Annotated in this window: 12 protein-coding genes; 6 read left to right on the top strand and 6 right to left on the bottom strand. The window is 34.5% G+C overall.

What is annotated here, in order from left to right:
* Positions 1 to 125: 125 nt before the first annotated feature.
* Genes ACSVH2_RS02775 through ACSVH2_RS02755 form a run of 5 tightly spaced genes read left to right on the top strand, consistent with a single transcriptional unit; the run spans position 126 to position 5,560 of the window.
* Positions 126 to 1,355, top strand: a complete 1,230-nt coding sequence (locus ACSVH2_RS02775) for a PSP1 domain-containing protein (RefSeq protein WP_438092252.1) — start codon at positions 126 to 128, stop codon at positions 1,353 to 1,355.
* Entirely contained in the window at positions 1,339 to 1,824 is a 486-nt protein-coding gene (locus ACSVH2_RS02770) for a gliding motility lipoprotein GldH (RefSeq protein WP_438091635.1), read from the top strand. Before ACSVH2_RS02775 ends, ACSVH2_RS02770 begins: the two co-directional genes overlap by 17 nt.
* Before the next feature lie 5 nt (positions 1,825 to 1,829).
* Entirely contained in the window at positions 1,830 to 4,142 is a 2,313-nt protein-coding gene (locus ACSVH2_RS02765; RefSeq protein ID WP_438091634.1) for a penicillin-binding protein 1A, read from the top strand.
* A 54-nt stretch (positions 4,143 to 4,196) separates the two neighbouring features.
* On the top strand, positions 4,197 to 4,898 hold the full coding sequence (locus ACSVH2_RS02760) for a CoA transferase subunit A (protein ID WP_438091633.1): 702 nt from the start codon (positions 4,197 to 4,199) through the stop codon (positions 4,896 to 4,898).
* Positions 4,899 to 4,900: 2 nt separating this feature from the next.
* Positions 4,901 to 5,560, top strand: coding sequence for a CoA transferase subunit B (locus tag ACSVH2_RS02755; protein ID WP_438091632.1), 660 nt, complete (start codon positions 4,901 to 4,903; stop codon positions 5,558 to 5,560).
* On the opposite strand, the gene ACSVH2_RS02750 is transcribed toward ACSVH2_RS02755, so the two are convergent.
* Both ACSVH2_RS02750 and ACSVH2_RS02745 read right to left on the bottom strand, forming a co-directional pair.
* Positions 5,550 to 5,939 carry a hypothetical protein gene (locus ACSVH2_RS02750; RefSeq protein WP_438091631.1) on the bottom strand — a complete coding sequence of 130 codons (390 nt, stop codon included), beginning with the start codon at positions 5,937 to 5,939 and terminating at the stop codon, positions 5,550 to 5,552. The genes ACSVH2_RS02755 and ACSVH2_RS02750 overlap by 11 nt on opposite strands.
* A 179-nt stretch (positions 5,940 to 6,118) precedes the next feature.
* Entirely contained in the window at positions 6,119 to 7,558 is a 1,440-nt protein-coding gene (locus ACSVH2_RS02745) for a nucleoside recognition domain-containing protein (protein WP_438091630.1), read from the bottom strand.
* A gap of 240 nt (positions 7,559 to 7,798) precedes the next feature.
* Between ACSVH2_RS02745 and ACSVH2_RS02740 the strand changes: the two genes are divergently transcribed.
* A complete protein-coding gene (locus ACSVH2_RS02740; protein WP_438091629.1) occupies positions 7,799 to 10,741 on the top strand; it encodes a S8 family serine peptidase in 2,943 nt (980 codons plus the stop codon).
* Positions 10,742 to 10,771: 30 nt separating this feature from the next.
* Here the strand turns inward: ACSVH2_RS02740 and ACSVH2_RS02735 are convergent, their stop codons facing one another.
* The 4 genes from ACSVH2_RS02735 to hemB form a co-directional block, all read right to left on the bottom strand.
* Complete coding sequence (locus ACSVH2_RS02735; RefSeq protein WP_438091628.1) at positions 10,772 to 11,485, bottom strand: 3'-5' exonuclease; 714 nt, start codon at positions 11,483 to 11,485, stop codon at positions 10,772 to 10,774.
* Between the two features lie 65 nt (positions 11,486 to 11,550).
* Entirely contained in the window at positions 11,551 to 12,021 is a 471-nt protein-coding gene (locus ACSVH2_RS02730) for a methylated-DNA--[protein]-cysteine S-methyltransferase (protein WP_438091627.1), read from the bottom strand.
* Positions 12,022 to 12,026: 5 nt separating this feature from the next.
* A complete protein-coding gene (locus ACSVH2_RS02725) occupies positions 12,027 to 12,404 on the bottom strand; it encodes a c-type cytochrome (protein ID WP_438091626.1) in 378 nt (125 codons plus the stop codon).
* 3 nt (positions 12,405 to 12,407) lie between these two features.
* Positions 12,408 to 13,397: a porphobilinogen synthase gene (hemB, locus tag ACSVH2_RS02720; RefSeq protein WP_438091625.1), complete on the bottom strand. Its 990-nt coding sequence runs from the start codon at positions 13,395 to 13,397 to the stop codon at positions 12,408 to 12,410.
* Positions 13,398 to 13,409 lie beyond the last annotated feature (12 nt).

Here is a 13,409-nt window from a genome sequence, read left to right as displayed (position 1 = left end):
TTATTTAACATTAGTTGCAAAAAATCCTCTTGAAACTTTAAATGAAAAAATACTATCTTTACGCTCTAAACGTTTTGTCTAGTAGTTCTAATTAAAAGTTGGGACGATCAATATATACTCAAATTATGGCATGTGGAAGTTGTTCAACATCTGATGGTAGCGCACCAAAAGGATGCAAAAATAATGGGACTTGCGGCACCGATAGCTGCAACAAATTAACGGTTTTCGATTGGCTTTCCAATATGAGTTTGCCCAATGGTGAAACTCCTTTTGACTGTGTTGAAGTACGCTTCAAAAACGGTAGAAAAGAATTTTATCGCAACACCGAAAAACTTACCTTAAGTATTGGCGATGTAGTGGCTACAGAAGCTTCTCCAGGTCATGATGTTGGAATTGTTACCCTTACAGGTGAATTGGTAAAAATTCAAATGAAGAAAAAAGGAGTAAATCATACTAGCAATGAAATTCCAAAAATATACCGAAAAGCGTCTCAAAGAGACATTGATATTTGGAGCGACTCTCGAGATAAAGAAGAGCCTATGAAGGTCAAAGCCCGCGAACTGGCTATTGCTCACAAACTCGAAATGAAAATTTCTGATATTGAATTTCAAGGTGATGGTTCAAAAGTAACGTTCTATTACACGGCAAACGATAGAGTAGATTTTAGATTGTTAATCAAAGATTACGCTCGCGAATTCAGCACTAGAATCGAGATGAAACAAGTAGGTTTCCGTCAAGAAGCATCACGTCTTGGTGGAATTGGTTCTTGCGGAAGAGAATTGTGTTGTTCTACCTGGTTAACTGATTTTAGAAGTGTGAATACCTCTGCAGCTCGATACCAACAATTGTCTTTAAATCCACAAAAATTAGCAGGACAATGTGGTAAATTAAAGTGTTGTTTAAACTATGAGTTAGACACTTATATGGATGCTTTAAAAGGTTTTCCAGATTTTGAAACCAAATTAAAAACCGAGAAAGGCGATGCTGTTTGTCAAAAACAAGATATTTTCAAAGGGCTAATGTGGTTTGCTTATTTTGATAATTTTGCCAATTGGCATGTATTAAAAATAGAGCAAGTAAAAGAAATTGTAGCCCAAAACAAGCAAGGCATAAAAGTGAGTTCTCTGGAAGATTTTGCTATTGAAATTGTTGCTGAACCTGAAAAAGATTTCAATAATGCGATGGGACAAGAGAGTTTAACTCGATTCGACCAACCAAGAAAAAGCAAAAATAAAAACAGAAATAAAAATAAGGCTAAAACCCATAATCAGAATTCTGAACAAAATAAAGGTCAGAACCAAAAGCCTCAAGATAAAAGACCTATAATTGTTAAAAAGAATGAAAATAACAAATAGCATCCTTCTTGTTTTACTATTGCTTTTGGTTACCTCTTGTGACAAAAAGAGAGTTTTTGACGAATACAAATCTGTTGGGAAATCTTGGCACAAAGACAGTATTGTTACCTTTGAATTGCCAAAATTAGACCCCAAAAAAATGTATAATTTGTATGTTAATATAAGAGATAATGATGATTATCCGTTTAACAATTTGTTTCTAATTGTTTCTTTAGAACAACCCAATAAAAAAATAAAAGTAGATACTTTAGAATACCAAATGACCAATCCTGATGGCACGCTTCTTGGAGATGGATTTACAGACATCAAAGAAAGTAAACTGTTTTATAAAGATAAAGTGAGTTTCACTCAAAAAGGAATTTATAAAATTCACATTAAACACGCAGTGAGACAAACCGGCAAAATAGCAGGTGTAGCATCATTAGATGGTGTTTCTGATGTAGGTTTCAGAATAGAATCTGTAGAATAAAAATTATGGCACATAAAAAGAATACAACCATCAAAGATATCAACTACTACAAAAATAAATTTTGGAAGTTGTTTTTGTATGGATTTGGAATAATGATTTTATTTTTCACTTTAGCTTCATGGGGATTTTTTGGCAGTATGCCTTCCTTTGAAGATTTAGAAAATCCTGAATCAAATTTGGCCACCGAAGTTATTTCTTCTGATGGTGTAACGATTGGGAAATTCTATAACGAAAATAGAACCCCAATTAAATTTGAAGATTTACCACCAAGTATTATAAAAGCATTAGTAGCCACAGAAGACGAGCGCTTTTACGAACACTCAGGAATTGATGCACGAAGAACTTTTGGTGCTGCTTTAAGATTAGGCGCTAATGGTGGTGCAAGTACCTTGACCCAACAATTAGCTAAATTATTGTTTCATGGCGAAGGTTCTAGTTTCAAGCCTTTTCGTATTATTCAAAAAGTTAAAGAGTGGATTATTGCTATCAAACTAGAGAGACAATATACCAAAAACGAAATCATAGCTATGTACCTCAACAAAGCTGATTTTGTAAATACGGCTGTTGGAATTCGTTCTGCAGCCAAAGTCTATTTTGGTAAAGAGCCACGCGATTTATCCATTGATGAAGCAGCTATGTTTGTTGGTATGCTAAAAAATCCATCGCTTTACAATCCTTTGCGTCGATTAGAAAAAGTTCGTTTAAGAAGAAATACGGTTTTAGGTCAAATGGTTAGAAACGGTGCTTTGAGCGAAGAAGCAAAAGACACTTTAGAAAAACAACCCATTATTTTACACTTTCATCCCGAGAGTCATAAAGAAGGAACGGCAACCTATTTTCGGGAATTTCTTCGAGAATACATGAAGAATTGGGTAAAAGAAAATAAAAAATCAGATGGTGGTGATTATGATATATACAGTGATGGATTGAAAATCTACACGACCATAGATTCTAAAATTCAAGAACATGCTGAAGAAGCAGTTCAAGCGCACATGAAAAATTTACAGCAAGAGTTTTTCAATGAACAAAAAACCAATAAGAACGCGCCATTTGTCAATATTACCGATGCTGAAACAAAAAGCATTATGGACAAAGCCATGAAAAACTCTGAAAGATGGAGAGTAATGAAAGATTTGGACAAAACGGATGAAGAAATTATAGCTTCGTTTAGTGTAAAAACCAAAATGAAAATCTTCTCATGGAAAGGTGAAATAGATACTACAATGACACCGATTGACTCAATAAGGTATTACAAACACTTCTTGCAAGCCGGATTAATGTCAATGGAACCACAAACAGGACACATCAAAGCTTGGGTTGGTGGAATTGATTATAAATACTTTCAGTATGACCACGTTGGACAAGGTGCACGACAAGTAGGTTCTACTTTTAAACCATTTGTTTACGCTACAGCAATAGAACAATTAGGAATGTCTCCATGCGACTCAATTATCGATAGTCCGTTTATGATTCACAAAGGAAGACATAATGTAACCGAAGATTGGGAACCAAAAAACTCTGATAGACAATACAGAGGAATGGTAACTTTAAAACGTGCCTTAGCACTTTCCATCAACACGGTTTCGGCTAAATTAATTGATAAAACTGGTCCAGAAGCCGTGGTTACTATGACCAAAAAATTGGGTGTGAAATCTGAAATTCCAGCACAGCCATCAATAGCATTAGGTGCCGTTGATATTACGGTTGAAGATATGGTTGCCGCCTACAGTACATTTGCCAATCAAGGCGTGTATATCAAACCACAGTTTATTAGCAGAATTGAAGATAAAAATGGCGTTGTGCTCTATGAACCCGTTCCAGAGTCGCATGATGTGTTAAATAAAGATATTGCCTATGCGGTGATTAAATTATTAGAAGGAGTAACCGAAACTGGTTCTGGTGTAAGACTACGAACACAAGGTGGTGGAAGTGGTGATAACCGATGGACAGGTTATCCTTATATGTTTACCAATCCAATTGCGGGTAAAACAGGAACTTCTCAAAATCAATCCGATGGATGGTTTATAGGGATGGTTCCAAATCTTGTAACTGGCGTTTGGGTTGGTTGTGAGGATCGTTCTGCACGTTTCAAAGGAATAACTTATGGTCAAGGTGCAACAGCCGCTTTACCAATTTGGGGTTATATGATGAAGAAATGTTATGAAGACAAGGACTTGCAAGTTTCCAAAGATCCATTCCAAAGACCCGATAATCTTTCTATAAAAGTAGACTGCTACGAGCGCAAAAGAGATACCATTCCAGATTCAACTGCTGTTCCTATAGAAGAAGAACAAAACACCGAAGAATTTGGATTATAAAATTTAGAGCTGATTCCCGTCTCGTCCAAAAGACGAGAGGCTAAAAATTAACTAATGATAAACAAAAAAGTAAACTCTGTACAAGAAGCATTGCAAGGCATAGAGGACAACATGACCATTATGCTTGGTGGTTTTGGGCTTTGTGGTATTCCCGAAAATAGCATTGCCGAATTGGTAAAAAAAGGGACAACTGGCTTAACCTGTATTTCAAATAATGCTGGTGTTGATGATTTTGGATTGGGCTTATTACTCCAAAAAAGACAAATTAAGAAAATGATTTCATCTTATGTGGGTGAAAACGCTGAATTCGAACGTCAAATGCTTTCGGGCGAATTGGATGTAGAATTAACACCTCAAGGAACTTTAGCAGAAAAATGTAGAGCGGCGCAAGCTGGAATTCCAGCTTTTTTTACACCTGCAGGTTATGGAACTGAAGTTGCCGAAGGCAAAGAAGTACGCGAATTCAATGGAAAAATGCACATCATGGAATTGGCCTACAAAGCTGATTTTTCCATAGTAAAAGCTTGGAAAGGTGACGAAGCAGGGAATCTTATTTTCAAAGGAACCGCTCGAAATTTTAACGCATGTATGGCTGGCGCTGGAAAAATAACTATAGCCGAAGTAGAAGAATTATTACCAGTTGGTTCACTTGATCCCAATCAAATTCATATTCCGGGAATTATGGTGCAACGCATCTTCAAAGGAGAGAAATTTGAGAAAAGAATTGAGCAACGAACTACTAGAAAAAGAGAATAATCATGGCTTTAGATAAAAATGACATTGCAAAACGAATAGCCAAAGAAGTAAAAGATGGTTATTATGTTAATCTTGGAATAGGAATTCCAACCTTAGTGGCCAACTATGTTCGTAACGATATTTCAGTTGAATTTCAAAGTGAAAATGGAGTTCTCGGAATGGGACCATTCCCTTTTGAAGGTGAAGAAGATGCCGATATTATTAACGCTGGAAAACAAACTATAACTACTTTACCTGGAGCTAGTTTTTTCGATTCGGCATTTAGTTTTGGCATGATACGAAGTCAAAAAGTAGATTTAACAATTCTTGGCGCTATGGAAGTTTCTGAAAACGGTGATATTGCCAATTGGAAAATTCCAGGAAAAATGGTAAAAGGAATGGGCGGCGCGATGGATTTAGTAGCATCAGCTGAAAACATTATCGTTGCCATGATGCATGTTAACAAAGCAGGAGAAAGTAAAATTTTAAAAAAATGCAGTTTACCTTTAACTGGAGTTGGCTGCGTTAAAAAAGTGGTTACTGAATTAGCTGTACTTGAAATCACTCCAAAAGGATTTAAACTACTAGAGCGCGCACCAGGAGTTTCTGTGGAACATATCATTGCTTCTACAGAAGCTGATTTAATTGTTGAAGGAGAAATTCCAGAGATGGTTATTGATTAAGATATTCTAACAAAACTTCCGAAGCATTCCCGAAGGTATTTACTTTCTCTGTAATACTTACTGCTCGTTTTTTATTCAGTTTATAGGTCAAATCAAATTCAGTGGTAAATAAAATTGCAGACAGGAACGGATTATTGATATAATTCACCAAAACATCTCTAGCGTTATCAATAGTATGGATTTCAACTTTTTCTTCTTGTTGAAATTTATATTTAAGCTCCAGTTGCAAAATACCATTTTCCACTATAGGACGAACATAAATATTCATCAAATCAGTATTTCCAATGGTTTTTGCCAAGGTTAATTTAGCAAAAGTACCGTCAGCTAAGCTAGCTTTAACTTGGTTATAAAAATCGGTAAAGGTTTCAGTGAAAGACATATCTATTTGGTATTAAAGCCAAGAATTATTAATAGTATAAAGATTATTATTATAAATCCTAGTTTGGAATTATCTTTTTCAGCAATCTCATCAATAGATTTTTTGCCGAAATTGCACAGCCACAAAAAGCTATTCCCAACAAAATGACATATTAAATTTTCAAATAACATTTTTCTATTTTAAAAAAACCAACTAGCCACAAAAATCGCTGTAATCACACAAATCACATCAACTAAAAGCATCGTTCCCAAAGCGTATCGGGTGTTTTTTATATTAACTGACCCAAAGTAAACCGCAATCACATAAAAAGTGCTTTCGGCGCTACATTGAAAAATACTACTTAATCTTCCTGTCATGGAATCGGCTCCAAAAGTATTCATTGAATCAATCAAAAACCCACGTGATCCTGCAGAACTAAAAGGTCTAAGTAATGCAACTGGCAAAGCATCGGTGATTTGTTTACTGACTCCCATATTTGAGAAAGCAAAAGCAATCCAATTGCTGATAATTTCAAATAAACCACTATTGCGGAACAAGGAAATTGCCACTAACATCCCCAAAACATAGGGAAAAATAGTAACTCCTGTTTTTACTCCATTATTGGCGCCAGCCACAAAGGCTTCGTAAACTGTAGTGTTTGCTTCTCCAAATTTCTTCTCTTTAATAAATGAAAAAATCAAAGTAAAAATAATAATCCCTACTAATATTAAAGCTGAAAGATTCGTAGTAAAATAGTTTTTGCCAATTAAATCTAAATGGTTGACGTACATCAACAGTCCAACAATAGCAGCAATTAAAACCATTAATCCCACAACTAAAGAGGTGCTTTTGAAATTAATTTTTTGTTTTACACCAACTATCAAAAAAGCAGCAATTGTACCAATAAAAGAGGTAATAATACAAGGCAACATAACATCTGCTGGATTGCTGGCATTAGCAGCGGCTCTATAACCAATAATTGAAGTGGCAATTAAGGTAAGTCCCGAAGCATGCAGACACATAAACATGATTTGCGCATCACTTGCCTTGTCTTTATCGGGATTTATTTCTTGTAAACTCTGCATTGCCTTTAATCCAAATGGAGTAGCCGCTGAATCCAATCCTAAAAAATTTGCTGAAAAGTTTAAGGTCATATAAGAAATCGAAGGGTGATTTTGGGGAATACTTGGAAACACTTTTACAAATACTGGACTCAACACTTTTGCTAATTTATCTGATGCTCCAGATATGATTAAAAGTTCCATTAAGCCACAGAAAAAAGCTAAATAAGCTATAAGTGGTAAAATCAAATCCAATAATGTATTTTTGCAAGTTGGCAATAATCCATCCGATTTTTGAACACCACTATATATTTTTACCGTTTTGTTTTTATAAACATAGGTTGTGTCGGCATTTGTAGTGTTGCGATTAATAACAAAAGTTTTCTCATCGTTTTTAGTAATACTATCTTGGATAAACTTTGGAACTTCATTTATGTATTTCTCAGAAATTAAAATTGGATCATCTTTTTTTCCGTTCAATACATTGTCAATAGTATAGCTATTTCCAGAAAACAAACTAAAGAGTACAAAAGCAATAGAGGAAATAAAAATAACGAGCCAAAATCTACTTAACACCATAATCAGTTTTTTTGTAAATATACTATTTATCAAATTTGATTAGAAATATTTTTTTGTTTGAACTTATTAAAAAATTTACTGGCTCAATTAAAATAAATCTCACGTTATTTATTTGACTGCCAGAAATTAAACAAATTATAAAATTTAGTGTTAAATTGTTAACATATCATCCAAATTAACTCAGTATTTATATATTTGCTTCCTATTGATTTAAAAAACTATTTACACACACAAACCAACATGAAAAAGAACTCCTTATTCCTTTTTTTTATAACACTTGTTTCATTTTCCTTGTTTGCACAAACACAAGAGGATATTAAAAAAATCACTGCCAATTATGATTTAGTGAAACTTAAAGAAAAAGAAAACTATTACAAAACAAAATCACAAGCAGATAAACAAAAAGCAATTGCTAAAGCATTACAAAATAACTGGCCTATTCGCATTGAAAAACCAGATGGAACTATTACGGAATTAATGAGAATTTCACGTGAAGGTTTCCCTATTTATTACACAACTGATAACGTAAATGCTGCTCGTAGTACAAGGGTAAATCATTTAAATAGTGGTGGTTCACTTGGTTTGAACTTGAACGGTCAAGGCATGACTGCCAGAGTTTGGGATGGCGGAAATGTTAGAACTACTCACAATGCATTTGGTGGTAGAGTTCAAGTAGTTGATGATCCAACCAATACGACATCTATACTTCATGGAACACACGTAACAGGAACCATGGTTGCAAGTGCAAATCCAGCAACTGTAAAAGGAATGGCACCAGAAGCAAATGCTAGAACATTTAACTGGACGGATGATTTAGGAGAAGTTTATGCAGAGACACAATTAGGAATGTTGATTTCTAATCATTCATATGGTGTGCCTATTTCTGGTTCGGGAACGCCTTTACCATCTTGGTACATAGGTGGCTATTTTAATGAGTCTTATGAATGGGACGAAGTTGCTTATAATGCCCCTTATTATCTAGCTGTAATGTCAGCAGGTAACGAAGGAGATAATAATGCTAACACAGACCCAATAGCATTTGGCTATGACAAACTAACAGGAGAAAAAGGAGCAAAAAATAATCTGACTGTTGCTAATTGTCAAGATGTAACCATTGCTACTAACGGCACTGTTAGTGGAACAATTACTATTAATTCTTCAAGTAGTCAAGGACCAACTGATGATTTCAGAGTAAAACCAGATATTACAGGAAACGGAACAAATCTAACCTCAACAAGTAATGCTAGTAATACTGCAACAGCGGCGCTTACTGGAACATCAATGGCATCACCTAATGTGGCTGGAAGTTTGCTTTTGTTACAACAACATTATAAAAATTTGACAAATAGTTTTATGCGTGCCGCTACACTTAAAGGATTGGCATGTCATACGGCTGATGATGCAGGACTTATTGGTCCTGATGCTGTTTTTGGTTGGGGATTATTAAACACTAAAGCTGCTGCTGAAGCCATTACAAATAATGGTTTAGCATCATGGGTTTCAGAAGAAAATTTAAATAATAATCAAACCTTTAGTATGACTGTTAATGCTAGTGGAACATCTCCTTTAATAGCTTCTATCACTTGGACAGATTTACCTGGTGCGATAACTACTGATATTACTTCCCCAAATAATCCAACACCCGCATTAGTAAATGATTTAGATATAAGAATAACTAGAAACTCAACTATATATTCCCCATGGAAATTAACTAACGATCCTGCAAGTCCTGCTGTTAGAACTGGCGACAATAATGTTGATAATGTTGAACAAGTAAAGTTAGACAATCCTACTGCTGGACAATATACAATTACAGTTAAACACAAAGGAACTTTAGTTACTGGAAGTCAAAAATATTCTTTGGTGGTAACAGGTTTAAGTTCGTCTTTCTCTATAAATTCTACTTCAGACAACTTAACTGTTTGTTCTAATCAAAATGCTGTTTATACCTTTAATTATGTTCAAATAGGATCAGGAACAACTACATTTTCGGCTGTAGATTTACCAACAGGTGCTACGGCAACATTTTCTCCTGCATCGATGAGTTCAAACGGCGTTGTTACAATGACAATATCAAATTTGGGTAATATTACCCCAAATGAATATTTTGTAGGTATAAAAGGAACTAGTCCATCAGAAACTGAAACACGATATAAATCTTTAAGAGTTTTCAATGGTACTTTTCAACCTGTTACACTTCAAACACCAACTAATGGACAATCGGGATTATCAACAAGTACTACTTTAAAATGGAACAGCCAACCAAATGCTTTAACATATAAAGTTGAAGTGTCTGAAAATCCTAATTTCTCAAATTTATTGTTTGACGCACAAGTTAGTAATACACAATATAGTATTTCTGGATTGGGAGAAGCAACAAGATATTATTGGAGAGTTATACCTCAAAACAATTGTGGAACTGCAATTGCAAATAATGCAATAGTTTATTCCTTCGCAACAGGAAATTTAGTTTGTGATTTGACTTTTACGGCGGAAGATTATTCCAATGCTGTAATCGCTGATGTACCAAACTCAGAAGCTTCTGTTCCATTAACTATTTCTGGAGGATATAATATTGGCGACTTAAATGTCAATTTAGCAATTACCCACACATGGATTGGCGACATGATAATTACTCTTATTGGACCAGTTGCTATTGGAAGTCCGGTAATCACACTATTTGAAAATCCTTGTGGTGATAATCAAAATATAAATTGTACTATGGATGATGACGGAGTTTCACCAAGTTGTTCAGGCATTCCTGCAATCACAGGGCCAATTGCTCCTGTAACAGCTTTAAGCTCGTTAAACTCGTTACCAGCAGATGGAGTATGGACATTAAAAGTTGTTGACCCTTATAATCAAGATGGTGGAACTATTGATAGTTTTAGTATTGATTTGTGTAGAGTAGAACAAGCTTTGGCTGTAGTTACAAACCCAATCCTAAAAAGTAGTGTTTATCCAAACCCCACAAAAGGAATTGTAAATATTGATATACCGTCTTTAACAGATACGGCAACTATTAAATTATTTGATATTCAAGGAAGACAAATTTTATCAAAAGAAACCAATCAAGTGAGCACTAGTTTTAGTATAGAAAATCTTCAAGATGGAATATATTTAGTCAATATTGGAAATGACCAAGGGTCAATAACCAAGAAAATAATTTTAAGAAGAAACTAAAAAAATGGAGGTCAATTGACCTCCATTTTTTTATACATGTATAATTTCATCTTCTACTAATAAATCTTCTCTTCGCAATCGCAAGAAAATTTGTGCTACCGCTATTACATCCTTTTCACAATAGGTCACAATGCGGTCTATATCTTTATCCACATAATAAACTTGTGCCACTTGACTACCATCAATATCTCCTTTTGAGGAAGGAATATCTAAAATTTTAGTCAATAATTTTAATGAAGTGAAATGTTTATAATCACCAAATTTCCATAATTCCAAAGTGTCCAAATGTGGAATTTCCCATGGTTTTTTCCCAAATAAGTTTAATTTATTTGGAATGGCTATTTGATTAATTATCATTCTTCGAGCAATAAAAGGAATATCAAATTCTTTGGCATTATGACCACACAAAACATGCGATGCCAAATTAAAATGATTGTTTAATAAATTAGAAAAATCTTTTAAAATCTTTTTTTCTTCCCCAAAAAAGGATGTCACTCTGAAATTTCGAATATCGCCTTTATTGACAAAATAACCCACAGAAATGCACACAATTTTTCCAAACTCTGCCCAAATTCCGGCACGTTCATAAAAATCCTCAGGTGTATAATCATCCTTTCTTTGGTATTGCGTTTTGTGCTGCCAAAGTTCCTTCATTTCATCGTCTAACTCGTTATAATGTTCTTCTTGAGGAACAGTTTCAATATCGAGAAAAAGAATGTTATTGAGATTTATTTTTTCAATCATGGTAATTAATTTAAAATTACTGCTGTGAAAATTATAAAATCTATTTCAAATATGAAAGAAAAACTTTAAAAAAGTGTTTGTTGAGATGTTGGGCTTTCGTGTTCTAGTAACCATTTTTTTCGCCACAATCCTCCAGCGTATCCAGTCAAGGAACCATCTGTTCCAATAACGCGATGACAAGGAACTACTATCCAAAGTGGATTTTTACCATTGGCTGAAGCTACTGCACGAATGGCTTTTACATCGCCTAATTTTTTAGACAAATCTAGATACGATATAGTTTTTCCAAATGGAATGTTGAGCAATTCTTTCCAAACCCGTTGTTGAAATTCTGTTCCTTTTGGATTGAGTTTAAAATCGAAAGTGCTTCTTTTATTTAGAAAATACTCTTGAAGTTGTTGAACCACAACTTGCAAAATGGGTGGAATTGTTTTGGAAACTTCACCTTCATCGAGTACTGAAATTTCAGTTATTCCGTTTTCATCTCCAACAATTTTGGCAATGCCAATTGGCGTTTTGATGAAAGCAATTTCCATTTGTTTTAATTTGAAAAACTTAAAATATAAGCTTCTAATGCCTTTAATTGATCATCAGTCATTTCTTCGGTAATCGCAAAATTAGTTTTCATAATATCATACTTGCTTGGATCAATAATGGGTTCGCTTTCTTCTCTTAGAAATGAAACAATACTAGCATTCTTATCTTTATATATTTTTGCGATTTCTTGAATACTTGGGCCAATAATTTTTTGCTCGGCTTGATGACAAGCAATACAATTGCCTTCCCCTTCAAAAAGAGTTTTTCCATACTCAATAGCACTCTTATTCTTAACAAGACCTTGATTTTCTGGAATATTATTTTCCTCTTTTTTGCAGGAGATAAAAATTACAGCAGTAATAATTAAAATAATTTTTTTCATACTCTATGAAATTAATTTGATTACATCTTTGGCAAAATAACTCGCAATTAAATCCGCACCAGCGCGTTTTATAGCGGTAACTTGTTCCATCATCACGGCATCATGATCAATCCAACCTCTTTCTGCCGCAGCTTTTATCATGCAATATTCACCAGAAACTTGGTAAACAGCCACTGGAACTTCAGACATGTTTTTGATTTCGCGAACAATATCAAGATAAGCAATTCCTGGTTTTACCATCACAATATCGGCACCTTCTTCAATATCCATTCGAGTTTCACGAATGGATTCTAGGCGATTGTGATAATCCATTTGATATGTTTTTTTGTCTTTTGGAATATCCATCAAATCAACTGGTGCTGAGTCTAAAGCATCGCGAAACGGACCATAATGCGCCGAGGCGTATTTTGCAGAATATGCCAAAATCCCAGTATTAGTAAATCCTTCTTCTTCCAATGCTTCTCTGATTTCTAGAATTCTTCCGTCCATCATATCGCTTGGCGCGACAAAATCGGCTCCAGCTTGCGCGTGAGAAACACTCATTTCAGCCAAAAATAAACTTGTTTTATCATTCAGGATTTGTCCGTTTTCAATGATTCCGTCGTGACCATAAACTGAATAAGGGTCGAGAGCAACATCAGTCATAACAATCATTTCGGGAGCAATATTTTTTACCGTTTTGATAGCACGTTGCATCAAACCATTTGGATTAAGCGCTTCTTTTCCGGCATTATCTTTTAAATTATCTGGAACTTTTACAAATAACAAAACCGATTTTAAGTTTAGCTTTTGAAGTTCTTTAATCTCTTTTTCGAGATTGTCTAAACTCAAACGGAAGTAGTTTTGCATGGAAGGAATTTCTTCTCTAACGCCTTTTCCTTCTACAATGAAAAGTGGCACAATAAAATCATTCGGAGATAAAATTGTTTCACGAACTAAGGAACGGATGCTTTCGTTGGTTCTTAATCTTCGGTTTCTTCTTAGTGGGAACATAATATTTTATTT

This window comes from Flavobacterium sp. RSB2_4_14 (assembly GCF_051547085.1).
In the GTDB taxonomy this organism is placed as follows: Bacteria; Bacteroidota; Bacteroidia; order Flavobacteriales; family Flavobacteriaceae; genus Flavobacterium.
This window is presented reverse-complemented; position numbering and strand designations above follow the sequence as displayed.